Consider the following 26,456-nt stretch of genomic DNA (forward strand, 5'->3'; position numbering starts at 1 on the left):
ACCTTTACAAGATGGAAAAAAGAAGTTGTTTAGAGTGTGGAGAAGCTGTTAAAGGTAGAGTAGATAAGAAATTTTGTTCTGATTACTGTAGAAATTCGTACAACAATAAAGTAAATAAAGACAGTAAAAATCTTATTAGAAACATTAATAATAGATTGAGAAAAAATTATAAAATCTTATCTGATTTAAACGTTTCAGGTAAAACCAAAGTAACCAGAACCAAATTATATGATAAAGGTTTTGATTTTCAATTCTTTACATCTATCTATAAAACAAAAACAGGTAACACCTATTTTTATGTCTATAATGAAGGTTATTTGGCCTTAGAAAACGAAATGTTTTTATTAATAAGAAAAGAAGCTTAATTCTATTTCCAAGTATTTCCTTTCACTTTAATTGCAGCCTTTAAAACATCTTTCTGACTTAATTGGCCTATTAATTTTCCATTATCGCAAACAGGAAATCTTCTTCTGTGTGAGCTAATGAATTTAAAAGCGGCATCAAAAATATTCATGTCTTTATCTATAGTATCTACATCTGTAACCATGTATTTACCAACAGTATTATTTGTGTCAGAAGGCATGTTGTAATACTTACTTTCAGAAATATGTTTTATACAATCTGTTTCAGATATAATACCAATTAGTTGATTGTTGTCATTCACAACTGGTCCTCCAGAAATTTTATTTTTAATCAATAAAGCAATAACATGATCTAAAGAATCTTCTGCTTTAAATGTTATTAATTTAGTAGTCATGTAGTCAGAAACTAAAATTTGTTCTTCGTTCTTATTTTGAGACTCATCTCTTTTGCCTTGAAAGCTTTTAATACCCATTTTAGTTAGTTTTTTGGTTTCATCTAAAATTACAGATTTTTACCTCTTATACAACATTTAACAAAAGTTTTTTTTATTTCTTACATTTATAAAAACTTAACAATCAAATGAAAAAGACGTCTTCCCTAATTTCTTTCTTACTAATCTTAGGTGTGGTTTATTGGAGTTTCTATGATTTAAAACCTAGTTTGTCTGAAGAAAAAGCATTAGAACAGAAGGGCTTTTATTTAAGCAATGCTTTACATCATTTAAAAAATATAAGTACAAATACTCACTTTGTGGGTTCTGCAGAACATAAAAATGTACAGAATTATATAGTTACAGAATTAGAAAAATTAGGTTTAGAAGTTAGTATTCAAACACAAACTGCAATCAATAAAAAATGGGTTGCAGGCACAACTACAGAGAATATTTTAGCAAGAATTAAAGGGTCAGAAGAAGGTAAGGCTTTAATGCTTTTAACGCATTATGATTCTAGTCCACATTCTTCTTTAGGAGCTAGTGATGCAGGTTCTGGAGTAGTTGCAATTTTGGAAGGTGTAAGAGCTTTTTTAGAGAATGGAGCCACACCTAAAAATGATATTATTATCTTAATTTCTGATGCTGAAGAGTTAGGGTTATTGGGTGCACAAGCATTTGTAGATGAACATGATTGGGCAAAAGATGTTGGTTTAGTTTTAAATTTTGAAGCTAGAGGAAGTGGAGGGCCTAGTTATATGCTGATGGAAACTAATGGTAAAAACAGCAAATTGCTAGCTGCTTTTTTAGCTGCAGAACCAAACTTTCCTGCAGCAAACTCTTTAATGTATAGTATCTATAAAAAATTACCAAATGATACAGATTTAACTGTTTTTAGAGAGAGTGGAAATATAAATGGTTTCAATTTTGCTTTTATAGATGATCATTTTGATTATCATACAGCACAAGATTCATACGAACGTTTAGACAGAGAAACACTATTGCATCAAGCAGATTATCTAATGACCTCATTAAATTATTTTGCAAATTCAGATTTAGAAAATTTAAATTCAGATGAAGATTTAGTGTATGTGAATTTTCCATTTATAAAAATGCTAACCTTTCCTTTTGCTTGGGTAACATCTTTGGTGATTGGTGCAGTTTTAGTTTTTCTAATCTTGCTGTTTTTTGGTTTTTCTTTAAATAGAATAAAGGGTAAAGAAGTTTTCTTAGGATTTATACCGTTTTTAGGTTCCTTAATTTTATGTGGATTGCTTTCTTATTTTGGATGGGAATTGTTAAAAATAATTCATCCTCAGTATAATGATATGCTTCATGGTTTTACTTATAATGGTTACAGTTATATAGCAGCCTTTATTTGTTTAAACTTGTTGATTACTTTTAAGTCCTATAGCTATTTTTCAAAATTCGACAAGCCTACAAGCTTAATAATTGCTCCAATTTTTCTTTGGTTGATTATCTGCATAATAATAGCATTAACCTTAAAAGGAGCAGGCTTTTTTATTATACCTGTTTTTATTGCTTTGCTAATTTTAGCTTTATCAATTTTTACAAACCTAAATTCTGGCTTTAAATCTATTTTATTTACACTCTTATCTATGCCAACACTTTATATATTTTCACCTTTGGTGCAAATGTTTCCTGTAGGTTTAGGTTTAAAAATGTTAGCAGTAAGCGCAGTTTTTATTGTTTTAATTTTTGGGTTGATTATACTTTCTTTCAATCATAAAAAAACAGGAATTATTATAAAACTGAGTGGATTACTGTGTGTTGTTTTCTTTGGATGGGCCACTTATAATAGTGGATTTTCTATAGATAATAAAAAACCAAATAGTCTTGTTTACATTCAAAATTCTAACGATTCTACAGCCTATTTTGGTACTTATAATAAAACCTTAGATGCCTATACCAATCAAATTTTTGATGAAAATGCAGTTAAAGGCAGCATAAAAAATGCAGAAACTAAAAGTAAGTATAACACACGTTTTACTTATCATAAAAAAACCGATTTTAAAAATATCGCTTCTGCAAACATTAATATAATTACAGATACAATAATGGGTACCAAACGCTTTTTAGAAATTAGTGTTCAGCCAAATAGAAATGTAAATAAGTTAGAGTTTATAACTAAAGATAAAGTGACTTTGCAACAATTTAAAGTAAATGATGCTTTAGTATTAAAAGGTAAAAATTATACTATTAAATATGGTACATTTTTAATTTATTATATAGCTAATTCAGATGAAGCAGTAAATTTAACTTTTACAGTTGATAAGAATGAGAAGTTAAATTTTATTCTAAATGAAATTTCTTTTGATTTATTAACTAATGAGAATTTTAATATAATACCAAGAACTGAAGAAATGATGCCTATGCCTTTTGTTACAAATGATGCTATAATTATAACTAAAAAGCTGAAAATATAGAATCATATTTTCAGCTTTTAACGTAATTTTTATTTGAAAACTATTTTAAAATAGCTTCTATACCTGGTAAAGATTTACCTTCTAACATTTCTAACATTGCTCCACCACCTGTAGAAACATAACTTACCTTATCTGCAAAACCAAATTGTTTAACAGCAGCAACAGAATCACCTCCACCAACTAAAGAAAATGCTCCGTTTTTAGTAGCATTGTCTATAGAGTTACCAAGTGCAATTGTTCCTTTTGCAAAAGATTCCATTTCAAAAACGCCTAAAGGTCCATTCCATAAAATGGTTTTACATTTATTTACAACCTCATCAAAGTTTTCTAAAGATTTTGGACCAGCATCTAAACCTTGCCATCCATCAGGAATTTGAGTAACATCTACAACCTTTGTATTTGCATTGTTATTAAAATCGTCTGCAGCAACTACATCTACAGGTATATGCACTTCAACACCTTTTTCTTTGGCTTGTTTTAAAATATCTAATGCCAATTCCATTTTATCATCTTCACAAATAGAATCTCCAACAGAACCACCTTGTGCTTTTATAAAAGTAAACGTCATACCTCCACCAACAATTAAATGATCTACTTTGTCTAAAATATTTTCGATTACTGTAATTTTAGAGGATACTTTTGCACCTCCTAAAATTGCTAAAACTGGTTTTTCTGAATTGTTTAAAACCTTATCTATACTTTCAATTTCTCTTGTTAATAAGTTTCCAAAACATTTATTATTTTCAAAAAACTGTGCAATAATTGTGGTTGATGCATGTGCTCTATGTGCAGTACCAAAAGCATCATTTACATAAATATCTCCAAATTTAGATAGTTTTTCTGCAAAGGCTACATCACCATTTTTTTCTTCTTCGTAAAAACGTAAATTTTCTAATAGTAGAATTTCTCCTGAATCTAAATTAGCAACTGCTTCTTCTACTTTAGGCCCTACACAATCATCAACAAATTTTACGTTACAACCAATTACATCTACAACAGCCTTAACAACATGTTTTAAAGAAAATTCTTCTTGTTTACCTTTTGGTCTTCCTAAATGAGACATTAAAACACAGCTTCCTCCATCTTCTAAAACCTTAATAATAGTAGATTTTGCAGCCTGAATTCTAGTATTATCTGTTACTTCAAAATTATCATTTAAAGGCACATTAAAGTCTACTCTAATTATGGCTCTTTTTTTATCGAAATTAAAATCGTTTAAGGTTTTCATGTTTTTTATGTATCGCTTTTCAACAAAAATACTTTATTATTTAGGTTTACCGAAATTGATATCTTAAAAATTAAGATAACGTTTTCGGAGTTGTTGCAGTTACTAGAACTTTATAAAAGGATTACTTTTTCTGTTTTTAAAACCATGATAAGCACTAAAAATAAAAAGTATACCAGCAGCAATAAATGCGTTATTAGCAACTGTTGTATAGCTTTCGTAGTTTGCTACACCAATTGCAATTAGGGCCCAAGTACCAACTAGAGCAAACTCTCTCATATTTCTTTTAAATATTAAAATAGTATTTATAATAGTCGCAATTACAATCATTATAATAGTCCAAATTTCTGCAGATATTCCAAAACCATCCCAATTTATTTTTACTAAATAAGAAGAAACATTTGCAATACTAGCTACTGTTACCCAACCACTATAAATTACAAAGGGCCACCATAAAAATAAAATTGTAGATTTTGAAGCTTCATATAACTCCATATTATTATTTACTACTATTTTTAAAAGAGCTATAAGTAAAATAAATATACAGATACAAGAAAGACCTGTGTAACCATATATCCAGCAGAAAATCCAAGCACTATTTGCAAAACAAGAGATAATAAACCAGAAACCAGTTTTTAAAATAAAATCATCGTTTTTAACTTTTACAAACAAACTTCTACCTTGGTATATTATAAAGCCAAGCAGCAATAAGTATATAATTCCCCAAATTGAAAAAGCATAGCCTGCAGGTGTAAACAGCGATTTTATATTATCTGAAACACCACCAATTGTTTTACCATCCATAGCACCAGTATTAGAGAGGTAATTAATAAAAACTACAGAAACAAAGGCAATACCGTTTAAAATTTGTAATAATTTCTTCATAATTAAAGTTTGATAATTTAAGTGATTAAAATTACAAAATCTAAAATTAAAATTTTCTAAAGTTCTATATTTGCTATATGCTTTTCAACCAAATTATAGGTCAGGAACACATTAAAAACCATCTTAAAAAGTCAGCAGAAAATGGCAGGGTTCCACATGCACAATTATTTGTGGGTAAAGAAGGTTCAGGGACTTTGCCAATGGCTATTGCTTATGCTCAGTTCTTGTTGTGTAATTTTTCTACAGATGCAGATGCTTGTAATTTAAAATGTAATAAGCTACAACATCCAGACTTACATTTTGCCTTTCCTGTAACTACTAACGATGTTGTAAAGAAACATCCTGTAAGTAATCTTTTTTTAGAAGATTGGAGAGATTTTGTAGAAAATCAGCCTTATGGAAGTTTATTTAATTGGTTGCAACATATAGGTGTAGAGAATAAACAAGGTTTAATAAATGTTGATGAAGCAGAAGATGTTGTAAAGAAATTAAAACTTAAAAGTTTTGAAGGTGGTTTTAAAGTGATGATAATTTGGATGGCAGAAAAAATGAATATTGCTGCTGCCAATAAATTATTAAAACTGATAGAAGAGCCACCAGAAAAAACGGTATTTATTTTAATTACAGAAAATGAAGAGCAGATTATAAATACAATAAAATCTCGCTGTCAAGCCTTACATTTTCCTGTTTTAGCAGAACAAGATATTATAAATACATTAATTGTAAACCATCAAGTAGAAGATAATAAAGCTGCAAATATTGCGCATCAAGCAGAAGGTAATTTTAATAAAGCTTTACATTTATTACATAATGATTCATCTGATTTGGTTTTCGAAGAATGGTTTATTGCTTGGATTAGAACTGCTTTTAAAGCAAAAGGTAATGCTACAGTTGTACAACAATTAATTTCTTGGTCTGATACTATTGCAAAAACAGGTAGGGAAACACAAAAACGATTTTTAGAATATTGTTTGCAGTTTTTTAGACAAGCTTTATTAATGAACTACAAGTCTGATCAGCTGGTTTTTATGGAGACAAAAACCAATTTTCAGTTATCTAAATTTGCACCTTTTGTCCATTCAGGAAATATCTTAGAAATAGAAAAAGAGATTAGTGAAGCAATTTATCATATAGAAAGAAATGGAAATGCTAAAATTATTTTGTTAGATCTCTCAATGAAATTAACTCGCTTTTTGCATAAAAAGGAAGAAAAGTTATAAGCCTACCTTTTCCAAGTGCCTCCATAAACGTAAAGAGGATTGTCTTTTTTTACATTTAACAAACATTGTTCACAAGTAAAAACCCATTTTTTAGGTTGTTTATATTGTATTCTAAACATAGTAGAAAAATCTTTCTTACAGATTTCACAGTATTTTACTCTAGACTTTGCCACTAATTTAATGTTATTACAAGTTTGTTAAACGAGCTACGTATTTGCCAATTACATCAAATTCTAGGTTAACAATATCACCAACTTGTAAGGTTTTAAAAGTAGTGTTTTCCCATGTGTAAGGTATGATAGCTACAGAAAACCCAGATTTTGTAGAATTTACTACAGTTAAACTAACCCCATTTATTGTTATAGAACCTTTTTCTATAGTAACATTGTTTTTATCAGAATTGTATTCAAAAGTATATACTGTACTTCCATTTTCATCTTTAATGTTTTTACAAACTCCAGTTTCATCTACATGACCTTGTACAATATGACCATCTAATCTATCACCCAATTTCATTGCGCGTTCTAGGTTTACAATAGCAGAGGTTTCTAGTTTACCAATATTAGTTTTGTCTAATGTTTCTTTAATGGCAGTTACAGTATATTCATCATTATTAATATCAACCACAGTTAAGCAAACTCCATTATGAGCCACACTCTGATCAATCTTTAACTCTTTTGTAATAGTACTTTCTATAGTTAAATGAACATTTTCTTGCTCTTTAACTACATTTTTTACGGTACCAAGTGTTTCGATTATTCCTGTAAACATATCATTAAAAATTAGTTACTTTTGTAGTTACAAAAATAAGCATATTACAAGGTTTACTATGGATAAAACTGATAAAATAATTGTTGGAATTTCAATTGGAGATTTAAATGGAATTGGTGTTGAGGTTATATTGAAGACTTTCGAAGACAAAAGAATGTTAGATTTTTGTACGCCTGTTCTTTTTGGAGCCACAAAAGCTATTTCTTATCATAAAAAAGCTTTGAATTTAGAAACGCCAGTTCATGGTATTACAGCTATCAATCAAATTAACCATAATAAAATAAATGTTTTAAATATTTGGAAAGAAGAGGTTAAGATAGAGTTAGGTAAAGCCACCAAAGAATCTGGTAATTTTGCCTTTAAGTCTTTAGAAGCTTCAGTAGAACATTTAAAAGAAAATAAGATAGATGTGCTAGTAACTGCACCTATTAATAAAGAGAATATTCAATCTGAATTTTTTAAGACTCCAGGTCACACAGAGTACTTAGAAGAAAAATTAGAAGGCAATAGCCTAATGATTTTAATGACAGATGAATTAAGAATTGGTTTAATTACAGGTCATATTCCAATAGCTAAAGTAGCAGAAACTATTACTCCAGATTTAATTAAGAGTAAGGTAGATACAATGTACAATTCTCTAAAACAAGATTTTGGTATCAATAAACCTAAAATTGCAGTATTATCATTAAACCCTCATTGTGGAGATAATGGAATTATTGGTAAAGAAGATGATGATATTATAAAGCCAACTCTTACAGAAATAGCAGATTCTGGTAAATTAGTTTTTGGACCTTATGCTGCAGATGGATTCTTTGGTTCAGAAACCTATAAACAGTTTGATGGAGTTTTGGCTACTTATCATGATCAAGGTTTAGCACCTTTTAAAGCACTGTCTTTTGGCAAGGGTGTAAACTTTACTGCAGGATTAAGCCATGTAAGAACTTCTCCAGATCATGGAACAGGTTATGATATTGCAGGTAAAAACCAAGCTAACTCATCTTCTTTTAAAGAAGCTTTATTTACTGCAATTCAAGTATATAAATCTAGAAAAGATTATAAAGAATTAACGCAAAACCCTTTAAAAGTAAGGTAATTTAAAAGTAATTTAATTTTTTAATAAAAATATGGCAGAAATACATTTTTTTGTATCTTTGCACGCTCAATTGATGTTTGACAATGAAAGACTTAAAACAATTCAACATACAGTTTGTAGGATTAAAAGAAGGAAAACATGAGTTCATTTATTCTATTGATAATAAGTTCTTTGAAGCTTTTAATTTTGATGATTACGAAAGCTCATCTATAAAAGTTTCTTTACATTTTGTAAAAAAAAGCACGTTGTTCGAGCTTACATTTGTAACAGAAGGTACAGTAGAAGTGCCTTGTGACGTTACAAATGAGTTGTATCATCAAGAAATAGATTCAGAATTACCTTTAGTTGTAAAGTTTGGTCCTGAGTTTAATGATGATAATGAGGAAATTTTGGTATTACCTCATGAAGCATACGAATTTAATGTAGCTCAATTCATTTATGAAATGATTGTTTTGGCAGTTCCAAACAAAAGAGTTCATCCTAAAGTATTAGATGGCACAATGGAATCTGAAGCATTAGATAAATTAAAAGAACTAGAAATAAAAGAAGAAAAAACTGTAGAAACTACAGACCCAAGATGGGATAAATTAAAGAATTTAATAACAGAAAAAAAGACATAAAATGGCACATCCTAAAAGAAAAATATCTAAAACTAGAAGAGATAAGAGGAGAACACATTATAAAGCATCTGCTCAACAAATAGCTACAGATCCAACAACTGGAGAAGCACATTTATATCATAGAGCACATTGGCACGAAGGTAAATTATACTATAGAGGTCAAGTTGTTTTAGAATCTGCATCTGCAGAAGCTTAAAAACTAGCTTATCAAAATATCAAAAAACCCTCAATTTTGAGGGTTTTTTTTCGTTATTTATCTAAAAACTATCTATTTTGGTGTTTTTTAGGTAAAACAGTGTTATAATTTTCATTACTTTTGATCCTTCTAAACTTTAGAAATAAACCTTAATTATGACAAAAATGACTGCAGCAATTACAGCAGTAGGAAAATATGTTCCTGACTACATTCTAACAAATAAGGAGTTAGAAACTTATGTAGATACCAATGACGAATGGATTACGTCTAGAACAGGAATTAAAGAAAGAAGAATTCTTAAAGGAGAAGGTTTAGGTACATCATACATGGCTATAAAAGCCGCAGAAGATTTACTACAAAAATCGAATACCAAAGCAGAAGACATAGATTTATTAATAGTAGCTACAGCAACACCAGATTTACCAGTTGCAGCTACTGCAGCATATGTAGCTAGTAATATAGGTGCAAAAAATGCGTTTTCTTACGATTTACAAGCAGCTTGTTCTAGCTTTTTATTTGGAATGTCTACAGCTGCAAGTTACGTAGAGTCAGGTAGATACAAAAAAGTACTTTTAATAGGGGCAGATAAAATGTCTTCTATCATAGATTATAGTGATAGAGCAACATGTATTATTTTTGGAGATGGAGCAGGTGCAGCATTATTTGAACCTAATGAAGAAGGTAATGGTTTGCAAGATGAATTTTTAAGAAGTGATGGAATTGGAAGAGATTTCTTAAGAATTGAAGCTGGTGGGTCAATCTTACCTCCATCTGAAGAAACTGTAAAGAACAAACAACATTTCGTACATCAAGAAGGTAAAACTGTATTTAAATATGCTGTTTCGAATATGGCAGATGTATCAGAAAAAATGCTAACTAGAAACAATCTTAAAGAAGAAGATATACAATGGTTAGTACCACATCAAGCTAATAAAAGAATTATAGAAGCTACAGCAAATAGAGTAGGTGTAGGTTCTGATAAAGTAATGATGAATATTCATAAGTATGGTAATACTACATCAGCTACTTTACCTTTATTATTAGCAGATTACGAAAATCAATTAAAAAAAGGAGATAACTTAATTTTTGCCGCTTTTGGTGGTGGTTTCACATGGGGAGCCATTTACCTAAAATGGGCGTATAATTCTTAATAACAAAAACTAAACAGTAAGAAGTATGGACATTAAAGAGATTCAAAATCTTATAAAATTTGTAGCAAAATCTGGCGCAAGCGAGGTAAAGTTAGAAATGGAAGATGTAAAAATTACAATTAAAACTGGTACAGGTAAAACAGAAACTACTATTGTACAAGCAGCACCAATGGCAGCAATGCCTCAAGCAGCAGCACCTGCTCCTGTAGCAGCAGCACCTGCAGCTGAGCCAGCAGCACCTGCAGTAGCTAGTAATGAGGAAGATAAATACATTGTTGTAAAATCTCCAATTATTGGAACATTTTACAGAAAACCAGCTCCAGACAAACCAAATTTTGTAGAAGTTGGTTCAGATATTAATACAGGAGATACAGTTTGTGTTATTGAAGCAATGAAATTATTTAATGAAATTGAATCTGAAGTTTCAGGAAAAATCGTTAAGGTTTTAGTTGATGATTCATCACCTGTAGAATTTGATCAGCCATTATTTTTAGTTGATCCTTCTTAAATATTGAGTTTATTTTAGAGTTATAGATTATTTACTAACTCCCCTTAAAACTCATAATTCAAAATTATTATACGATGTTTAAAAAAATATTAATTGCAAACAGAGGAGAAATAGCCTTACGTGTTATTAGAACCTGTAAAGAAATGGGTATAAAAACTGTTGCAGTATACTCTAAGGCTGATGCTGAAAGTTTGCATGTTAGATTTGCAGACGAAGCAGTTTGTATTGGACCAGCTCCAAGTAGCGAATCTTATTTAAAAATGTCTAATATCATAGCAGCAGCAGAAATTACAAATGCAGATGCTATTCATCCTGGGTATGGTTTTTTATCTGAAAATGCTAAATTTTCTAATTTATGTGAAGAGCACAATATTAAATTTATTGGTGCCTCAGGTAAAATGATAGATCAAATGGGTGATAAAGCAAACGCTAAATCTACCATGATTGCAGCTGGTGTACCTTGTGTACCAGGATCTGAAGGAGTTATTAAAGACTTTGAAGAGTGTGAAAAACTTGCTGTTGAAACAGGTTACCCAGTAATGCTTAAAGCTTCTGCAGGAGGTGGAGGTAAAGGTATGAGAGCTGTTTGGAAATCAGAAGATTTAAAAGATGCTTGGGATTCTGCAAGACAAGAAAGTAAAGCCGCTTTTGGTAATGACGATATGTATATGGAGAAGCTTATTGAAGAGCCAAGACATATAGAAATACAAGTGGTTGGTGATTCTTTTGGTAAAGCTTGTCATTTATCAGAAAGAGATTGTTCTGTTCAAAGACGTCATCAAAAATTAACAGAAGAAACACCTTCTCCATTCATGACAGATGAATTAAGAGATAAAATGGGTGAAGCTGCTGTAAAAGCTGCAGAATTCATTGGATATGAAGGTGCTGGAACAGTAGAGTTTTTGGTAGATAAGCACAGAAATTTCTACTTCATGGAAATGAATACAAGAATTCAAGTAGAGCACCCAATTACTGAAGAAGTTGTAAACTACGATTTAATTCGTGAGCAAATTTTAGTAGCTGCAGGTGTGCCAATTTCTGGTAAAAACTATTATCCACAGTTACATTCTATAGAATGTAGAATTAATGCAGAAGATCCTCATAATAACTTTAGACCTGCTCCAGGTAAAATTACGGTTTTACATACTCCAGGAGGTCATGGAGTAAGAATGGATACACATGTATATGCTGGTTATATGATACCACCAAATTACGATTCTATGATTGCTAAATTAATTGTAACCGCTCAAACAAGAGAAGAAGCAATTAATAAAATGAAAAGAGCATTAGATGAATTTGTAATTGAAGGTGTAAAAACAACAATACCTTTCCATAGACAGTTAATGGATCATCCAGATTATGTTTCTGGTAATTATACTACTAAATTTATGGAAGATTTTGAAATGAAAGCTTAATTGCAATTTCAGATATATATAAGAAAAAGAGCATACCTAGTGTATGCTCTTTTTTTTTATCTTTAGATCAAATAAAACTAGAACATGAAGATTGATGGAATTGATAAAATAATCATCAAAAGATTAGTAAAAGATGCTAGAACTCCTATTTTGAGTATTGCAAGAGAAGTAGGTATTTCTGGAGCAGCCATTCATCAAAGATTAAAAAAATTAGAGAAATCAAAGCTAATTGATGGTTATAAGATGGTCATTAACCCAAGATCTCTAGGATATACAACCACAGCTTTTGTAGGTATATTTTTAGATTCATCTAGCCTTTATTCATCTGCCATAAAAAGATTAAAAGATATACCAGAAATTGTAGAAAGCCACTATACAACTGGTAATTATGCTGTTTTTATCAAAATTTTATGTAAGAATAATGAAGACTTAATGCACCTTTTAAATAAAGATATTCAAAATATTAAAGGAGTATCTAGAACAGAAACGTTTATCTCATTAGATCAGCAAATTAGTAGACAGATAAGTATTTAAAAATTGAAATTTAACTTCAAAATTGTCTCACTTAAGGGTTTTGAGGCACATTTTATTAAATAATAATTGATTATCTAAAAATTTTAGTTGATTTTTACATACCCATAAACACGCCAAACATGAAATCTTTATCGATACTTTTTATAGATGATGACGAAATTGAAAGATTAAAGTTTAAAAAGGTATGTAATGAGTTTAATGCTAGCAATACTATTTTAGAAGCAGAAAATGGTAAACAAGCACTAGCATTAGTTAATGAGAATAACCCCACTTTCGATTTAATTATATCTGATTTAAACATGCCAGTAATGGATGGATTTCAATTTTTGGCAGAGCTAAAAAAGAACTCTACCCTTAAAAGAATTCCTATAGTTATTATATCATCTTTAGATGATAAAGAAACTATACAACAATGTTATGATTTAGGAATATCTAGCTACTTCAAAAAGTCAGAGCAATTTTCTAAACACAAAAGTAATTTAATATCTATATTAGATTACTGGCAAAAAGTAGTTTTATAAATTCTATATTTTTAGTAAATTAGAGGTACAAATCAAAAACTTAGAATGGAGCAACCAAACCTGTCCTTAATCAAAGAAATTGCTGGTAATGACAAGGATTTTCAAAACAGTATTTTTAGTATTCTAAAGAAAGAATTTCCTTTAGAGAGAGATTTGTATATAGAAAACTTTGGCGCAAAAGATTATGCAAAAGCATCTGATGATGTGCATAAACTTAAACATAAAATAAGTTTACTAGGCCTAGCTCAAGGTTTTGAAATTGCTACAAAATATGAGAAAGAATTAAGAGATAATAATACTGATTTGCATGTTACTTTTGTTCAGGTTTTAGACAAAATGGATGCATATTTAAACAAATAACTGTTTTTTTTAGATGAAAAATATGAACTGTATAATAATTGATGATGATGAAACTGCAAGGTTAATTATAAAGCAACATTGTATAAACTCAGAAAAAATAGTTGTACTAGATGAGTTTTCATCAGCAATAGAAGCAATAAAATATTTAAATACAGCAAAAGTAGATTTGGTTTATTTAGATATTCATATGCCTTCTTTCTCAGGATTTGATTTTATTCAAACACTAAAAAATCCACCTAAAATTGTTTTAACAACGAGTGATAAAAACTTAGCAATAGAAGCTTTTGAATTTAAAAGTGTTGTAGACTACTTGTTAAAACCTATCACAAAAGAAAGATTTACCAAATCATTAGAAAAAATAGAATCGTTATCAGTTTCTGAAGATCCTCAAAGTGAGATAAAAACAAATTCGGAATTCTTATTTGTTAGTGTTGATAGACGTTTGGTTAAAATAAATATCTCAGATATTTATTTAATAGAAGCCAAAGGCGATTACATTAATATTAAAACAAATGAGAAGAATTACATTGTTCATTCAACCTTAAAGAAAATAGAAGATAAATTGCCATCTGAAAACTTTTTTAAAGTACATAGGTCATTTATTATTAATACTGCAGAAATAGTTGATATTGAAGACAATACAGTTTTAGTTCGTAAAGATGTAGTACCTGTTAGTAGGTCTAATAAAAGCGAATTAATGAATAAGCTTAATCTATTATAAAATTCATTTCGTCGACACTTATTGTTCATTCATCGAATGAAAAAGCTCAATAATCGAACGTAAATATTCATGGAATTAAATAGTTTTAAATTGAAGAAATATAACAATTATAAGTTGGGGGATTTATAAATTGTATTAATTGGAGCTGGTTTTTTAACCAGCTCTTTTTTATTACCCAATTTCTTAAATTGAAAAACAATATTTTTGTTGCTAACTAATTAATAATAAGAACTGTGAAATCTAATAAACCTATATTCTATATGATTTTTAGCGTAATTGCTTTTGCGTTAATGAGTTCTTTTGTTAAATATTTAAGTGATTTTAATGTGTATCAAATTGTTTTTTTTAGATCAATTGGTACTCTCTTTTTTACAGTTCCCCTAATTGTTAAAAACAAAATTTCATTTCTTGGGAATAAAAAGAAATGGTTATTTGCAAGAGGATTATTGGGTGTAATTTCTTTAACCTGCTTTTTTCAATCATTAAATTATTTACCTGTAGGCACAGCAGTTTCTTTAAGGTACGTAGCACCAATATTTGCAGCTATATTTGCTCTTATCTTTCTTAAAGAGAAGATCAAACCAATTCAATGGTGTTTGTTTTTTATAGCTTTTGTTGGTGTATTAATTATAAAAGGTTTTGGAGCAGATGTAAATTACATAGGTTTAGTATTTGTTTTACTCTCAGCAGTTTTCTTGGGTTTAATTTTTGTGGTTATTCGTAAAATAGGCCCTTCAGAAAACCCTTTGGTTATTATTAATTATTTTATGGTAATGGCTTTTGTTTTTGGTGGGTTAATGAGTATTCCCTATTGGAGAAATCCTACCTCAATTGAGTTACTATTATTTTTAAGTACAGGTGTTTTGGGTTATGTTGGGCAATTATACATGACCAAAGCTTTCCAAGCACAAGAAACTAATTTAATTGCACCTATAAAGTATCTAGAAGTGGTAATTACCATTTTAATTGGCGCTTTTTGGTTTGGTGAAATTTATAATTCATGGACAATTTTTGGGATTCTTCTTATTGTATCTGGGTTGATTTATAATATTTATGTAAAGCAAAATGATACCAAATAAAAATCCTTCAAAACCAGCTAGATTTTAAAGGATTTCGTACTCAAGGTGGGAATCGAACCCACACTCTCGAAAGAACTGGATTTTGAATCCAGCGCGTCTACCAATTCCGCCACTTGAGCATTTAATAGAGAATGCAAATCTACTAATAATATTTAGTTTTTAAAGTGAAAATTTTAATTTCAAACTCGATAAATAATTTCTACTTTTGTACCCTTACAACAACACAACAAAAATCCTTATTTCATGATTAACAATCAACTTGCTCCAAAACTTTTTGCTTGCAGGCAGAGTACTGTTCTAGCAGAAAAAATTGCCAAAGAATACAATACAGAATTAGGTAATGTACATACAACTTATTTTAGTGATGGTGAATTTCAACCAGCCTTTGAAGAGTCTGTTCGTGGAAGAAGAGTTTTTATTATAGGATCTACTTTTCCAAATGCAGATAATTTAATGGAAATGTTATTAATGTGTGATGCTGCAAAAAGAGCATCAGCAAGACACATTACTGCTGTTATGCCTTATTTTGGATGGGCGAGACAAGATAGAAAAGATAAGCCTAGAGTTGCAATTGGTGCAAAATTAGTTGCTAAGTTATTAGAGTCTGCAGGTGCAACAAGAATTATGACTATGGATTTACATGCAGATCAAATTCAAGGTTTTTTCGAAAAACCAGTAGACCACTTATTTGCATCAACTATTTTTATGCCATATATAGAAAGCTTAAAATTAGATAATTTAACCATAGCTTCACCAGATATGGGAGGCTCTAAAAGAGCATATGCTTATTCTAAACACTTATTATCAGATGTTGTTATCTGTTATAAGCAGAGAAAAAAAGCAAACGTAATTGGGCACATGGAGTTAATTGGTGATGTTGAAGGTAAAAACGTAATTCTTGTAGATGATATGATAGATACAGGAGGTACACTTGCTCATGCAGCCAATTTAATGAAAGAAAGAGGAGCATTAAGTGTACGTGCAATTTGTACTCACCCAATACTTTCTGGAGGTGCTTATGAGAAAATTGAGAATTCAGCATTAACAGAATTAATAGTTTCAGATACAATTCCACTAAAAAAGGAGACTTCAAAAATAAAAGTTGTATCTTGCGCGCCCTTATTCGCTGATGTTATGCATAAAGTACAGGATAACACATCAATAAGTGGACAATTTTTAATGTAAATAATTAACAAAAAAGTAATGAAATCAATTACAATTAAAGGATCAAAAAGAGAAAGCGTGGGCAAGGTAGCTACCAAAGCCTTACGTAATGCTGGTATGGTTCCTTGCGTTATATACGGAGGAGAAACACCAATACACTTTTCAGCAGAAGAAAAAGCGTTTAAAAACTTGGTTTATACTCCAAATGTATACACTGCAAGTCTTAATGTTGATGGAGAAAAAATTCCTGCAATTTTGCAAGATATTCAGTTTCATCCTGTTACCGATAAAATCTTACACGTAGATTTTTATCAATTATTCGATGATAAAGAAATTACGATGAACATTCCAGTTCAATTAATTGGTACTTCTCCAGGAGTTTTAAATGGTGGTTCATTACGTTTTACAAACCGTAAATTAAGAGTAAAAGCTTTACCAGCTAATCTACCAGATTTTATTGAAGCAGATATTTCTAAATTAAAAATCGGTCATAAATTAGTAATTACTTCATTATTTAATGATGATTATACTTTTATGCACCCAGATAACACTGTTGTTGTTCAAGTAAGAACTTCACGTAATGCAACAGCTAGTTCTGATGATGAAGAATTAGAGGATGCAGCACAAGTTGAAGCAACTGCAGAAGGAGAAACTACTGCATAGTTAGTTTTTAAGCTATAGATATAAAAGCGTTACAATTTTGTAACGCTTTTTTTTGTTATACTTTAAAAGAGATTTGTTAGATTTCTTTTTATTTTTGAAATGATTTAAAAATTACAAAACCTTATATTCTGAAGAATTTAAAGTTAGCATACAGAAAATGAAGAAAAAATTGATTGTTGGTTTAGGAAATATAGGAGATAAGTACATCAATACACGTCATAACATTGGTTTTAAAATTTTAGATGAGCTAGCAGAAGAACATAATGCAACTTTTGAAACAGAAAAGTTGGGTGATGTTGCTAGTTTTCGATTTAAAGGCAGAACTTTTATACTCTTAAAACCAAGTACATTTATGAATTTAAGTGGCAAGGCTTTAAAATACTGGATGGATAAAGAGAAAGTATCTATAGAAAATATCCTTGTGGTTACAGATGATATAAATATTGATTTTGGAACAATAAGGTTAAAAGCTAAAGGTAGTGATGGAGGACATAATGGATTAAAAGACATTCAAGAGAAGTTAGGCACAAATAAATACCCAAGATTTAGGTTTGGAGTTGGAGCCAACTACTCTAAAGGACGTCAAGTGGATTATGTTTTAGGGGATTGGAATAAAGAAGAAACTAGTCTATTAATTGAAAGACTACCTTTATCAGCTAAAGTAATTACCTCTTTTGGTACTGATGGCTTATCCAACACCATGAACAATTATAATGGTAAATAACCTAATAAATTGTATATAAAAAAAAGAGCTTGATATTTTCAAGCTCTTTTTTTTTATAAATATTTTAAATTTATTCTCTTACAAAATCAATGGTGACAGAACTTGTTATGGTATTAGAACCTGAAGCTTCTGACCCTTCTTGATTGATACTAAATATTGTACTATTAAAATTATTTACGTTAAATGTATCTGCTAAAAAATCGCCATTAATAGGTGTAAATGTTATAGTGTTATTTATACCATTTAACTGATATGTTCCATTTGTATCTGTAGTTAAAATAGAAGTAGTTTCTGTAGTAGAACCACCATTTGGAGTCGTGTTTTTAACTTCTCTATATAAACCAGAAATAGAATACGTGCCATTAGTGTTTATAAGTAAATCTACTTGAAATGTATCACCAACAATGTTAGAAGTTGCTAAATCTACTACTGCTCCTGAACTAGAAGTTGCAGTTTCTTGCTCTTCACCAGTTAAACTACCTATTGAATATGAGCCAGCTAAATTAGCATTAGTAAGTAAAAGTGGAGTATCGTTATTATCATCTCCACAACTAACAAAAATTGTTGATAGACATAAAAACAAAATGAATTTAATATTTTTCATGGATATAATTTTTATCAAATATAACTTCAAAATGTGTAGAAAAGTATATTTGAATGTTAGTTTTATGCTAATTTCTAGTTTTCACTAGCAAACCATTCTGCAAAGCTAGATGCAGTTTCTTGTAGCTTAATAGAGTGCAATTTGATGTTTTCTGGTAACCTCTTTTTAATTTTTTCTGCAAAATCAATAACCATCATTTCACTAGTTGGTTGATAATCTACCAAAATTACATGATGATCTCTATCCATAAGCTCTTTGGCTAATTCTACATGAGGTGTATTTTTATTAAACACAGTTGCATGATCGAAAATATCTACAATTTCTTCATTAACAATTTTCTTTAAATCTCCAAAATCGATAACCATACCAAATTTTACATGGGTATTATCTGTTATTGGTTTTCCAGAAACAGTAACAGAAAGCTTATAAGAGTGTCCATGAACATTTTTACATTTACCATCATAACCATATAATGCATGGCCAGTTTCAAATTTAAATTGTTTGGTAATTCTAATAGTACTCATGAATTCTAGTTTCTTAATTTGAGGCAAAAGTAAGCAATAACCAAGATTATAGCTAGAACTGTAAAAATTATTTAATTAATCTTGAAGAAATTTTTCTAGAACATCAGCAATTTTTCTGTTGTCTGATAATTGTGGAATTTTATTCTGACCACCAAACTTACCTATTGATTTCATATACTCATGAAAACCTCCTTTTTTTACCTTTTGAATAACCAAAGGTTTTAATATTTTACCCTCTATTAAATCTAAATAATAAATATTCTGTTTTTGCATAGAAGCATCAATTTTAGAAGTAAACTCTTCTAAATTGTCGGGTTCGTTTTCAAATTCTATAAACCACTCATGATAAGGTAAACCTTCTTTCGGATTTACTTGAGGAGCCACAGTAAACTCGCTAATATTAATGTCTGTACCAGCTATAGCATCATTCAAAGCTTGTTCTACTTCTTTACCAATAACATGCTCCCCAAAAGCAGAAATAAAATGTTTAATTCTACCTGTAACTTTAATTCTATAAGGTGCTAAACTTGTAAATTCTACTGTATCTCCAATATTGTAACCCCACAAACCTGCAGTGGTATTTAAAATAATTACATAATTTACACCAAGTTGTACATCCTTTAGAGAAATTCTTGTTGGGTCGTCATCAAAAAATTCTGTTGATGGTATAAACTCATAAAAAATACCTGAATCTAATTGCAGCAACATACCTTTTTCAGTTTGCGAATCTTGATATGCTATAAAGCCTTCTGATGCAGGATATAGTTCTATATAATCTATTTTTTTACCTATAATACTTTCGAACTTATTTTTATAAGGCTCAAAATTTACACCTCCATAAATGAAGAAATTAAAGTTTGGAAAAATTTCTGAGATTGATTTTCCTGTTTTCTCAATAAGTTTTTCAAAATACATTTGCACCCAAGAAGGTATACCACTAATTACAGACATATCTTCATTAACTGTTTCATCTACAATTGCGTTTACTTTGGTATCCCAGTCTTCTATGCAATTCGTTTCCCAACTTGGAAGTCTGTTTTTAAGTAAATATTGAGGTACATAATGAGCTACAATGCCACTTAACCTGCCTAATTTAATTCCGTTTTTCTCTTGTAAAACTGGGCTTCCTTGTAAAAATATCATCTTACCATTTACAAAGCTTGCATCGTTTTTTTCTGCGATGTAAAATAACAATGCATTTCTTGCAGCTTTAATATGAGTTGGCATAGAATCTTTGGTAATTGGTATGTATTTAGCACCAGAAGTTGTACCCGAAGTTTTTGCGAAATAAAGAGGTTTACCTGTCCAAAGTATATTAGATTCACCAGCTACAATTCTATCTACATAAGGTCTTAAACCTTCGTAATCTGTAACTTTAACACGTTTTTTAAAATCATCATAAGAATTAATATTCTTAAAATCATGATCTTTACCAAAGGCTGTTTTTTGCCCTTTAGAAATTAAATTATTAAAAACTTTTTGTTGCGTTTTATGAGGGTTTTTAGCCCACTTTAAAACTTGCTTTGTAGCAATTTTTGCAAACGGAATTGCGAAAAATGATTTTATACTCATTATTTAAAGTCGATCAAATTGGTTGGGTTTACTGCATAACCATCACTCCAAAGTTCAAAATGTAAATGGGGTCCAGTTGTAAGTTCTCCTGTAGAACCAACACTTGCAATTACTTCTCCAGATTTTACAAAATCACCTTGTTGTTTTAGCAAGTTTCCATTGTGTTTGTATACAGAAACATAGTTGTAAGCATGTTTAAGAATTATTACGTAACCTGTTTCTGTGGTCCAGCCAGAAAAAATTACTGTACCATCTGCAGTGGCTTTTACAGGTGCATTTTTGCTTGCAGTAATATCTACAGCTAAATGTTTTGTTTTTGCATCAAAAGCTTGAGAAATTGTACCTTTAACAGGAGCAAAAAAGACAATTTTTACATTAGAAGAAGTACTATTTTGTATTGGAAAACGATCTCTACTTTCTATTTTTTCTCTAAATAAAGAATCTTCTTTACTTGCGTTTAATAGACTGTCTTTTATGAAAATTTTACCAGATTCAATTTTTGTAGTATCTAAATTATCTGCCTTAATTTCGCCAGTTAAAATAGGTTGTAGCGCTTTTGTATAATCATTTAAAACATCTAATTTACGTTTTAAAGAATCTGTTTGAAAAGCCAATTTTGTAGCCTTAATTTTTAAGTCTGTAGATGAATACCCAGGTATAAACTCTTTGATAGGTGTAAATGTGATAATAAATGTGGTTACCAAAATTAATAAGAAAGATAGAACACCACCTAAAACAAATACATTTAAACGAGATAGTTTTAAAGAAAAACGCTCTTCAAACGTGTCTTCATTTAAAACAACCAATCTATATTTATCAGTTAGTTTTTGCTTTAATTTTCCTTTGTTCTTTGGTTTTTGACTCACTATTTTTTTGTGCTTTTACCTTTAGATTAACGTAAAAATAACGAAACTATTTTTTATAAAAATTCATTTCATCTATATATTGCCAAACTTCTTTGGTTAATAGTGGTTTAATATTTTTTTTATATTTAATTCCGTTTCTAATCATAGTAGAAGATAACTCAATGATTGGTGCATCTACTTTATGAATTTTTGGATGATTTTTAAATTGATGTTCTACAACTCCTTCAGAAATTCTTGGGTACACATAAATATGATGATGTTCTAAGATGGTTTCGTAATTTTTCCATTTGTGAAAACTTTTAAGATTGTCTTCACCCATTATCAAACAAAAATCTTTGTCTTGGTAAGTATCAGAAATATGAGCTAAGGTATAAACAGTGTAATTGGGTTGAGGGAGTTTAAACTCAATATCTGAAGGTTTTAATTTCTCGTAATTTTCTGTAGCTCTATATACTAATTCAAATCGATGATGATTTTCTAGTAAAGAACTTTTTTTCTTAAAAGGATTATGAGGAGTAACCACCATCCAAATTTCATCTAAATCAGAATTTTCAACCATATGATTTGCAATGATTAGATGCCCTACATGAATAGGATTAAACGTACCAAAGTATAAACCAACTTTACTCATAGTTATAAAATTACAGAAAAATTAGAATCGTAATAAGGTATTTTACGATTTACTTTTTATCTAAATTTAAAAAATCACCTACTAAATCTTCTGCTTCTTTTAAAGCCACTTCTAGGTCGTAATTTTTTATGATTCTATCAAATTGAGGAGCAGTAGCTAACTCTACAGAAGCTTTTGCAATTCTCATATTAATTTTTTCTTCGCTCTCAGTTTTACGTTTTTTTAAACGAATCTTTAACTCATCTACACTTGGTGGTTTTACAAAAACAGATAAAGTCCTTTCTGGATATTTCTTTTTAATACGTAAACCTCCAGCAACATCAATATCAAAAATAACGTGTTTTTTCTGAGCCCAAATACGTTCTACTTCGCTTTTTAAAGTGCCGTAAAAATTATCTCTATATACTTCTTCCCACTCTAAAAAATCATCAGCTTTAATATGTTCTTTAAAATCTTCTAAAGAAATAAAGTAATAATCTGCTCCATTTTTTTCAAAACCTCTAGGAGCTCTAGAAGTTGCAGAAATAGAAAACTCTAAATTAAACTTTTCTTGTGCTAATAAATGACGAACAATAGTGGTTTTACCAGAACCAGAAGGTGCTGAAAACACAAATAGTTTACCCTTAAAATCTGACATAATATTTTGTTTTACTTCATTATTCTTACAAATAGATCACCAATCTAAAAGATAAAAATCTTACAGCACATTTAAAATTTGCTCTTTTATTTGTTCTAGTTCGTTTTTCATTTGAATAACAGCTTTTTGCATAGGTGCAAAATTGGCTTTAGAACCTGTAGTGTTTATTTCTCTACCCATTTCTTGAACAATAAAACCAAGTTTTTTACCATTAGAATCTGGTGTGTCTAAGGTTTCTAAAAAGTAATTTAAGTGATTTTCTAAACGAACCTTTTCTTCATTAATATCTAATTTTTCTAAATAATAAATAAGTTCTTGCTCAAAACGATTTTCATCTGCATCTACTTGTAAATCATTAATTGCTTTTTGCAAACGTGTTTTTACGTTTTCAATTCTATCTGCATCTAATGCTTTAACTTCGTCTAAATACATTTTAATATTCGCAATTCTTTCTTTAAAATCTATTTCTAAAGAGGCAGCTTCATCAATTCTGTATTGTGTAATTTTTTCTATGGCTTCATCTATATTTTGGTTGATGTTAGCCCACTCATTTTCATCTAACTCTTCACGTTCCGTTTTTAAGGCATCTGGCATAGAAATTGCCATTTTTAAAAGCTCAACATCAGAAGCTCTGCCAGTTTCTACAACGTTTTTAAGTTGATTTATATAATCTTTAACAACACCTTTATTTACGGTAGTTGAAGTTTCATCTGCAGTCATTTCTACAAAAATTGAAAAATCAACCTTACCTCTTACTAGAGCTCTAGCTAGTTTTTTACGAACAGCTAATTCCTTTTCTTTATAATAAGAAGGTATTCTAACGTTTAAATCTAAGTTTTTACTATTTAAAGATTTAATTTCAATAGTAACTTTTTTTGTTGGCAATTGTAGTACAGATTTTCCAAAACCTGTCATAGATTGAATCATACAATCAATTTTTTAAATGAGGTGCAAAGATAAGTTTTTATTTTCGTGATTTCTGGGTTTGCTTCGTAACTAAGTAAACACCTAAAAATATAATTAGGGTTGCAGATATTTTAATAAGATTAAGAGAATCACTACCAACCAATAAGGCATAAGTAGATGCTATAACTGGTTGTAGATAAATAAAAACACTTACAGTTGTTGGTTTTAGTTTAGATAAACCATATAGATTGAACAAATAGGTAATACATGTTGTAAAAAGTATTACAAAACCTATTTTTAAATAAATAGAAGTAGGCATGCTTATCCAATTAATATCACCCATTTCTGATAAACCAAAGGGGATGATAAAAATTAACCCAAATAGGTAAAGCCATTTTATAAAAACTAAAGGATTGTATTTCGAAATTAAATTTTTAACCAATACTAAATACAAACCATAAGAGGTAGCATTTACAAATACTAAAAAGTTACCTAAGGCAACATTACTAGCATTTTCATTGGTGGTATTTCCATACACAATTAATAGTATTGCTCCAATTAAACCAATTCCAATTCCTATAATTTGTCTTTGAATAATCTTGTTTTTAAGTATTAAAAAAGAAAACAGCAACACCATTATTGGCGAAGTTACCATCATTACAGAAGCACTAATTGGCGTAGTTAAACTTAGCCCTTTAAAGAAAGATAACATGTTTAGAGCAATTCCGAAAAATGAGGCTAATGCAATTTTCTTATAATCTTGCTTTTCTATTTTTTGAGACTTTATACATAAACTCAAAATCCAAAATATTACAGTAGCTCCAGAAACCCTAAGTAAAATAAATGCATATGGCTTTACATATGTAGGCATTACATCTTTTGCAATGGTGTAATTTACTCCGTAAATAATAGTGGCTATAGAAACCGCAATTAAGGCTAAAGTTCTTGTTTTCATCGTTGAAATTAGAAATGCAAAGTTGATGATTATTTTTAATTTATATCAAACAAATTAAGTACTTTAGAAAGCATAATAAATAGCATTATGAAACTACATTATATAGGAGAAAACAATTCAGTTTTAAACTCTTTTATTGCTGAAATTAGAGATAAAAACACTCAAAAAGATTCCTTACGATTTAGAAGAAATATAGAAAGAATTGGAGAGGTATTAGGTTATGAATTAAGCAAACAACTTTCTTATTCTAGTGTTTATATAGAAACACCTTTGGGTAAAAAGAAAATGCAACTTTCTTATAACGATTTGGTTTTATGTTCAATTTTAAGAGCAGGTTTACCTTTACATCAAGGCTTACTTAATTATTTTGATAAGGCAGAAAACGCCTTTATCTCAGCTTACAGAAGTCATAAAAAAAATGATGAAAAATTTGAGATTGTTGTAGAGTATTTTGCATCGCCAGAAATAGAAAATAAAACACTCTTATTAGCAGACCCAATGTTGGCAACAGGCAAATCTTTAGTAGCTGTTTATGAAGCTATAAAAAAGAAAAGTACACCAAAAGAAATTCATATAGTTGCTGTAATTGGCTCTAAGGAAGGGGTTGATTTTATTGCAGAAAATTTACCTGAGAATACTCATTTATGGATTGCAGCAATCGATTCTAATTTAAATAGTAAAGGTTATATTATTCCTGGCTTAGGTGATGCAGGAGATTTGGCTTTTGGTTCTAAATTATAGGAAAAAGTAAAAACCTATTGCACATAGAATCATTGCATACAGAGCAATATTTTTAAATAGCTTTTTGGTAATCATTTCAATTCCATTTGCAAGAATAATAGCTATAGTAAATAATAGGTAAATGGTTTCAGACCCATCTTTATCTGCTACTAAAAAAAGATAAAGTATAGCAATTAAAGTATGTAACATTAATAATACCCAGTTTCTTCTAAATGTATTATTAATGGTTAGTGTTTTTAATGATTTAAAAATTAAGGACACAAAACTTAAAACGAACAAAAAATTAATAAAAAAAAGATATTTAGAGTTGGTATAGAAACCTAAATTTAAACTAAAGTTGGGTTCAAATAATTCTGTGAATACCTCAGTTTGGTTATACCAATAATTATAGGTAAAGAAAATAAACAAAGGTGTTGTAAAACCAATAATAGGAGTAAGAGTGGTGTGTATAGTTATTTTATGATGAATATATATCGCAAAATAAATTAACGGAATAAAAAGCAATGTTCTGGAATCTAAAATAAAGAGAATACCTAGCCAGAAGCCAGCATCAAAAAGTTTTTCTAGCACTTTGTTTACAGAACGCAAACTGTATATTTTTCTTACGAATAATAAATAGATTACAAAAAGTATTAAAACTTTGTAACTTGCAATTACAGGTAGTACAGAAAAAGTTAATAAGATAAAAAAGAAAAATGCAAAAGAGTTATCAAATGTTAATCTGTTTTTAACCATTATAAAGTTAAAAATGAAGAATATAACAATAAAAAAGGCTAAGATAAAAACACTCTTTAGCAAAGTGTTTAGTCCAAATTCTTCAGCAGAAAATGTGTTAAATACAAATGACAAATAACCTAAGAAAAAGAAAACCGTTAATCCAATAAAATTGATTGGTTTAGATTTGTTTAAAAAATTGGCTAGCATTGATTC

32 protein-coding genes and 1 tRNA gene are annotated in these 26,456 nt (G+C 29.5%); 18 read left to right on the plus strand and 15 right to left on the minus strand.

Translation table 11 applies throughout. The annotated features are described in order from the left end of the window. Positions 1-11 precede the first annotated feature (11 nt). Positions 12-365 carry a hypothetical protein gene (locus LPB302_RS09750; protein ID WP_053973726.1) on the plus strand — a complete coding sequence of 118 codons (354 nt, stop codon included), beginning with the start codon at positions 12-14 and terminating at the stop codon, positions 363-365. A gap of 2 nt (positions 366-367) precedes the next feature. Here the strand turns inward: LPB302_RS09750 and LPB302_RS09755 are convergent, their stop codons facing one another. Continuing rightward, complete coding sequence (locus tag LPB302_RS09755; protein WP_053973725.1) at positions 368-835, minus strand: CBS domain-containing protein; 468 nt, start codon at positions 833-835, stop codon at positions 368-370. A gap of 107 nt (positions 836-942) precedes the next feature. Here LPB302_RS09755 and LPB302_RS09760 point away from each other — a divergent pair, with 107 nt between their 5' ends. Further along, positions 943-3,240, plus strand: a complete 2,298-nt coding sequence (locus tag LPB302_RS09760; RefSeq protein WP_053973724.1) for a M20/M25/M40 family metallo-hydrolase — start codon at positions 943-945, stop codon at positions 3,238-3,240. Positions 3,241-3,280: 40 nt separating this feature from the next. Here the strand turns inward: LPB302_RS09760 and LPB302_RS09765 are convergent, their stop codons facing one another. Continuing rightward, positions 3,281-4,468 (minus strand): phosphoglycerate kinase, encoded by a 1,188-nt coding sequence (locus tag LPB302_RS09765; RefSeq protein ID WP_053973723.1) that lies wholly within the window; start codon positions 4,466-4,468, stop codon positions 3,281-3,283. Between the two features lie 102 nt (positions 4,469-4,570). Then, the gene (locus LPB302_RS09770) at positions 4,571-5,350 is read right to left on the minus strand and encodes a TspO-related membrane protein (RefSeq protein WP_053973722.1); all 780 of its coding nucleotides are present in this window, start codon (positions 5,348-5,350) and stop codon (positions 4,571-4,573) included. Positions 5,351-5,427: 77 nt separating this feature from the next. Here LPB302_RS09770 and LPB302_RS09775 point away from each other — a divergent pair, with 77 nt between their 5' ends. Beyond that, the gene (locus LPB302_RS09775) at positions 5,428-6,570 is read left to right on the plus strand and encodes a DNA polymerase III subunit (protein WP_053973721.1); all 1,143 of its coding nucleotides are present in this window, start codon (positions 5,428-5,430) and stop codon (positions 6,568-6,570) included. Positions 6,571-6,572: 2 nt separating this feature from the next. Here LPB302_RS09775 and LPB302_RS13985 read toward each other — a convergent pair whose 3' ends face one another. Continuing rightward, positions 6,573-6,743, minus strand: a complete 171-nt coding sequence (locus tag LPB302_RS13985) for a DUF8622 domain-containing protein (RefSeq protein WP_496559462.1) — start codon at positions 6,741-6,743, stop codon at positions 6,573-6,575. 13 nt (positions 6,744-6,756) lie between these two features. Continuing rightward, positions 6,757-7,341, minus strand: a complete 585-nt coding sequence (locus LPB302_RS09780; protein WP_053973720.1) for a riboflavin synthase — start codon at positions 7,339-7,341, stop codon at positions 6,757-6,759. Positions 7,342-7,399: 58 nt separating this feature from the next. Here LPB302_RS09780 and pdxA point away from each other — a divergent pair, with 58 nt between their 5' ends. The 11 genes from pdxA to LPB302_RS09835 all read left to right on the plus strand — a co-directional run bounded on the left by pdxA (position 7,400) and on the right by LPB302_RS09835 (position 15,539). After that, complete coding sequence (gene pdxA, locus LPB302_RS09785) at positions 7,400-8,434, plus strand: 4-hydroxythreonine-4-phosphate dehydrogenase PdxA (protein WP_053973719.1); 1,035 nt, start codon at positions 7,400-7,402, stop codon at positions 8,432-8,434. 83 nt (positions 8,435-8,517) lie between these two features. Further along, entirely contained in the window at positions 8,518-9,054 is a 537-nt protein-coding gene (locus tag LPB302_RS09790) for a YceD family protein (protein ID WP_053973718.1), read from the plus strand. A gap of 1 nt (position 9,055) precedes the next feature. Then, complete coding sequence (gene rpmF / locus LPB302_RS09795) at positions 9,056-9,250, plus strand: 50S ribosomal protein L32 (protein WP_015481590.1); 195 nt, start codon at positions 9,056-9,058, stop codon at positions 9,248-9,250. 155 nt (positions 9,251-9,405) lie between these two features. After that, on the plus strand, positions 9,406-10,401 hold the full coding sequence (locus LPB302_RS09800) for a beta-ketoacyl-ACP synthase III (protein ID WP_053973717.1): 996 nt from the start codon (positions 9,406-9,408) through the stop codon (positions 10,399-10,401). Between the two features lie 25 nt (positions 10,402-10,426). After that, complete coding sequence (gene accB, locus LPB302_RS09805; protein ID WP_053973716.1) at positions 10,427-10,909, plus strand: acetyl-CoA carboxylase biotin carboxyl carrier protein; 483 nt, start codon at positions 10,427-10,429, stop codon at positions 10,907-10,909. Between the two features lie 74 nt (positions 10,910-10,983). Then, positions 10,984-12,324: an acetyl-CoA carboxylase biotin carboxylase subunit gene (gene accC, locus LPB302_RS09810; protein ID WP_053973715.1), complete on the plus strand. Its 1,341-nt coding sequence runs from the start codon at positions 10,984-10,986 to the stop codon at positions 12,322-12,324. 84 nt (positions 12,325-12,408) lie between these two features. Next, the gene (locus tag LPB302_RS09815) at positions 12,409-12,858 is read left to right on the plus strand and encodes an Lrp/AsnC ligand binding domain-containing protein (protein WP_015481594.1); all 450 of its coding nucleotides are present in this window, start codon (positions 12,409-12,411) and stop codon (positions 12,856-12,858) included. 119 nt (positions 12,859-12,977) lie between these two features. Further along, on the plus strand, positions 12,978-13,379 hold the full coding sequence (locus LPB302_RS09820) for a response regulator (RefSeq protein WP_053973714.1): 402 nt from the start codon (positions 12,978-12,980) through the stop codon (positions 13,377-13,379). A 45-nt stretch (positions 13,380-13,424) separates the two neighbouring features. Continuing rightward, positions 13,425-13,739, plus strand: coding sequence for a hypothetical protein (locus tag LPB302_RS09825; RefSeq protein ID WP_053973713.1), 315 nt, complete (start codon positions 13,425-13,427; stop codon positions 13,737-13,739). Positions 13,740-13,761: 22 nt separating this feature from the next. After that, positions 13,762-14,460, plus strand: coding sequence for a LytR/AlgR family response regulator transcription factor (locus LPB302_RS09830; RefSeq protein WP_053975299.1), 699 nt, complete (start codon positions 13,762-13,764; stop codon positions 14,458-14,460). Positions 14,461-14,720: 260 nt separating this feature from the next. Then, positions 14,721-15,539, plus strand: a complete 819-nt coding sequence (locus LPB302_RS09835) for a DMT family transporter (RefSeq protein WP_053975298.1) — start codon at positions 14,721-14,723, stop codon at positions 15,537-15,539. A 37-nt stretch (positions 15,540-15,576) separates the two neighbouring features. Here the strand turns inward: LPB302_RS09835 and LPB302_RS09840 are convergent. Beyond that, positions 15,577-15,658, minus strand: a tRNA-Leu gene (locus tag LPB302_RS09840). A 124-nt stretch (positions 15,659-15,782) separates the two neighbouring features. On the opposite strand from LPB302_RS09840, the gene LPB302_RS09845 reads away from it, so the two are divergent. The 3 genes from LPB302_RS09845 (at position 15,783) to pth (ending at position 18,090) form a co-directional block, all read left to right on the plus strand. After that, on the plus strand, positions 15,783-16,724 hold the full coding sequence (locus LPB302_RS09845) for a ribose-phosphate pyrophosphokinase (protein WP_053973712.1): 942 nt from the start codon (positions 15,783-15,785) through the stop codon (positions 16,722-16,724). An 18-nt stretch (positions 16,725-16,742) separates the two neighbouring features. Next, positions 16,743-17,366, plus strand: coding sequence for a 50S ribosomal protein L25/general stress protein Ctc (locus tag LPB302_RS09850; RefSeq protein ID WP_053973711.1), 624 nt, complete (start codon positions 16,743-16,745; stop codon positions 17,364-17,366). A gap of 157 nt (positions 17,367-17,523) precedes the next feature. Continuing rightward, a complete protein-coding gene (pth, locus tag LPB302_RS09855; protein WP_053973710.1) occupies positions 17,524-18,090 on the plus strand; it encodes an aminoacyl-tRNA hydrolase in 567 nt (188 codons plus the stop codon). 70 nt (positions 18,091-18,160) lie between these two features. On the opposite strand, the gene LPB302_RS09860 is transcribed toward pth, so the two are convergent. The 8 genes from LPB302_RS09860 to LPB302_RS09895 form a co-directional block, all read right to left on the minus strand. Continuing rightward, positions 18,161-18,694, minus strand: coding sequence for a hypothetical protein (locus LPB302_RS09860; RefSeq protein ID WP_053973709.1), 534 nt, complete (start codon positions 18,692-18,694; stop codon positions 18,161-18,163). Between the two features lie 74 nt (positions 18,695-18,768). Then, positions 18,769-19,218: a 6-pyruvoyl trahydropterin synthase family protein gene (locus LPB302_RS09865; protein WP_053973708.1), complete on the minus strand. Its 450-nt coding sequence runs from the start codon at positions 19,216-19,218 to the stop codon at positions 18,769-18,771. A gap of 75 nt (positions 19,219-19,293) precedes the next feature. Next, positions 19,294-20,790: a GH3 auxin-responsive promoter family protein gene (locus LPB302_RS09870; RefSeq protein WP_053973707.1), complete on the minus strand. Its 1,497-nt coding sequence runs from the start codon at positions 20,788-20,790 to the stop codon at positions 19,294-19,296. After that, complete coding sequence (locus LPB302_RS09875) at positions 20,790-21,656, minus strand: M23 family metallopeptidase (RefSeq protein WP_053973706.1); 867 nt, start codon at positions 21,654-21,656, stop codon at positions 20,790-20,792. Before LPB302_RS09875 ends, LPB302_RS09870 begins: the two co-directional genes overlap by 1 nt. Positions 21,657-21,702: 46 nt before the next feature. After that, on the minus strand, positions 21,703-22,287 hold the full coding sequence (gene nadD, locus LPB302_RS09880; protein WP_053973705.1) for a nicotinate (nicotinamide) nucleotide adenylyltransferase: 585 nt from the start codon (positions 22,285-22,287) through the stop codon (positions 21,703-21,705). 49 nt (positions 22,288-22,336) lie between these two features. Next, positions 22,337-22,924, minus strand: coding sequence for a guanylate kinase (gmk, locus tag LPB302_RS09885; RefSeq protein WP_053973704.1), 588 nt, complete (start codon positions 22,922-22,924; stop codon positions 22,337-22,339). A 60-nt stretch (positions 22,925-22,984) separates the two neighbouring features. Beyond that, positions 22,985-23,851: a YicC/YloC family endoribonuclease gene (locus tag LPB302_RS09890; protein WP_053973703.1), complete on the minus strand. Its 867-nt coding sequence runs from the start codon at positions 23,849-23,851 to the stop codon at positions 22,985-22,987. 37 nt (positions 23,852-23,888) lie between these two features. After that, entirely contained in the window at positions 23,889-24,812 is a 924-nt protein-coding gene (locus LPB302_RS09895; RefSeq protein ID WP_255164379.1) for a DMT family transporter, read from the minus strand. A 60-nt stretch (positions 24,813-24,872) separates the two neighbouring features. On the opposite strand from LPB302_RS09895, the gene upp reads away from it, so the two are divergent. After that, positions 24,873-25,526: a uracil phosphoribosyltransferase gene (upp, locus tag LPB302_RS09900; protein ID WP_053973701.1), complete on the plus strand. Its 654-nt coding sequence runs from the start codon at positions 24,873-24,875 to the stop codon at positions 25,524-25,526. On the opposite strand, the gene LPB302_RS09905 is transcribed toward upp, so the two are convergent. Continuing rightward, positions 25,521-26,450, minus strand: coding sequence for a DUF6427 family protein (locus LPB302_RS09905; RefSeq protein WP_053973700.1), 930 nt, complete (start codon positions 26,448-26,450; stop codon positions 25,521-25,523). The two genes, upp and LPB302_RS09905, sit on opposite strands and share 6 nt — an antisense overlap. Between the last annotated feature and the right edge of the window lie 6 nt (positions 26,451-26,456).

This window comes from Polaribacter dokdonensis (assembly GCF_024362345.1).
Lineage (GTDB): Bacteria > Bacteroidota > Bacteroidia > Flavobacteriales > Flavobacteriaceae > Polaribacter > Polaribacter dokdonensis.

Coding starts and splice junctions, on each gene's coding strand:
- LPB302_RS09750 (WP_053973726.1), top strand. CDS start 12: ATGGAAAAAAGAAGTTGTTTAGAGTGTGGAGAAGCTGTTAAAGGTAGA.
- LPB302_RS09755 (WP_053973725.1), bottom strand. CDS start 835: ATGGGTATTAAAAGCTTTCAAGGCAAAAGAGATGAGTCTCAAAATAAG.
- LPB302_RS09760 (WP_053973724.1), top strand. CDS start 943: ATGAAAAAGACGTCTTCCCTAATTTCTTTCTTACTAATCTTAGGTGTG.
- LPB302_RS09765 (WP_053973723.1), bottom strand. CDS start 4,468: ATGAAAACCTTAAACGATTTTAATTTCGATAAAAAAAGAGCCATAATT.
- LPB302_RS09770 (WP_053973722.1), bottom strand. CDS start 5,350: ATGAAGAAATTATTACAAATTTTAAACGGTATTGCCTTTGTTTCTGTA.
- LPB302_RS09775 (WP_053973721.1), top strand. CDS start 5,428: ATGCTTTTCAACCAAATTATAGGTCAGGAACACATTAAAAACCATCTT.
- LPB302_RS09780 (WP_053973720.1), bottom strand. CDS start 7,341: ATGTTTACAGGAATAATCGAAACACTTGGTACCGTAAAAAATGTAGTT.
- pdxA (WP_053973719.1), top strand. CDS start 7,400: ATGGATAAAACTGATAAAATAATTGTTGGAATTTCAATTGGAGATTTA.
- LPB302_RS09790 (WP_053973718.1), top strand. CDS start 8,518: ATGAAAGACTTAAAACAATTCAACATACAGTTTGTAGGATTAAAAGAA.
- rpmF (WP_015481590.1), top strand. CDS start 9,056: ATGGCACATCCTAAAAGAAAAATATCTAAAACTAGAAGAGATAAGAGG.
- LPB302_RS09800 (WP_053973717.1), top strand. CDS start 9,406: ATGACAAAAATGACTGCAGCAATTACAGCAGTAGGAAAATATGTTCCT.
- accB (WP_053973716.1), top strand. CDS start 10,427: ATGGACATTAAAGAGATTCAAAATCTTATAAAATTTGTAGCAAAATCT.
- accC (WP_053973715.1), top strand. CDS start 10,984: ATGTTTAAAAAAATATTAATTGCAAACAGAGGAGAAATAGCCTTACGT.
- LPB302_RS09815 (WP_015481594.1), top strand. CDS start 12,409: ATGAAGATTGATGGAATTGATAAAATAATCATCAAAAGATTAGTAAAA.
- LPB302_RS09820 (WP_053973714.1), top strand. CDS start 12,978: ATGAAATCTTTATCGATACTTTTTATAGATGATGACGAAATTGAAAGA.
- LPB302_RS09825 (WP_053973713.1), top strand. CDS start 13,425: ATGGAGCAACCAAACCTGTCCTTAATCAAAGAAATTGCTGGTAATGAC.
- LPB302_RS09830 (WP_053975299.1), top strand. CDS start 13,762: ATGAACTGTATAATAATTGATGATGATGAAACTGCAAGGTTAATTATA.
- LPB302_RS09835 (WP_053975298.1), top strand. CDS start 14,721: ATGATTTTTAGCGTAATTGCTTTTGCGTTAATGAGTTCTTTTGTTAAA.
- LPB302_RS09845 (WP_053973712.1), top strand. CDS start 15,783: ATGATTAACAATCAACTTGCTCCAAAACTTTTTGCTTGCAGGCAGAGT.
- LPB302_RS09850 (WP_053973711.1), top strand. CDS start 16,743: ATGAAATCAATTACAATTAAAGGATCAAAAAGAGAAAGCGTGGGCAAG.
- pth (WP_053973710.1), top strand. CDS start 17,524: ATGAAGAAAAAATTGATTGTTGGTTTAGGAAATATAGGAGATAAGTAC.
- LPB302_RS09860 (WP_053973709.1), bottom strand. CDS start 18,694: ATGAAAAATATTAAATTCATTTTGTTTTTATGTCTATCAACAATTTTT.
- LPB302_RS09865 (WP_053973708.1), bottom strand. CDS start 19,218: ATGAGTACTATTAGAATTACCAAACAATTTAAATTTGAAACTGGCCAT.
- LPB302_RS09870 (WP_053973707.1), bottom strand. CDS start 20,790: ATGAGTATAAAATCATTTTTCGCAATTCCGTTTGCAAAAATTGCTACA.
- nadD (WP_053973705.1), bottom strand. CDS start 22,287: ATGAGTAAAGTTGGTTTATACTTTGGTACGTTTAATCCTATTCATGTA.
- gmk (WP_053973704.1), bottom strand. CDS start 22,924: ATGTCAGATTTTAAGGGTAAACTATTTGTGTTTTCAGCACCTTCTGGT.
- LPB302_RS09890 (WP_053973703.1), bottom strand. CDS start 23,851: ATGATTCAATCTATGACAGGTTTTGGAAAATCTGTACTACAATTGCCA.
- upp (WP_053973701.1), top strand. CDS start 24,873: ATGAAACTACATTATATAGGAGAAAACAATTCAGTTTTAAACTCTTTT.
- LPB302_RS09905 (WP_053973700.1), bottom strand. CDS start 26,450: ATGCTAGCCAATTTTTTAAACAAATCTAAACCAATCAATTTTATTGGA.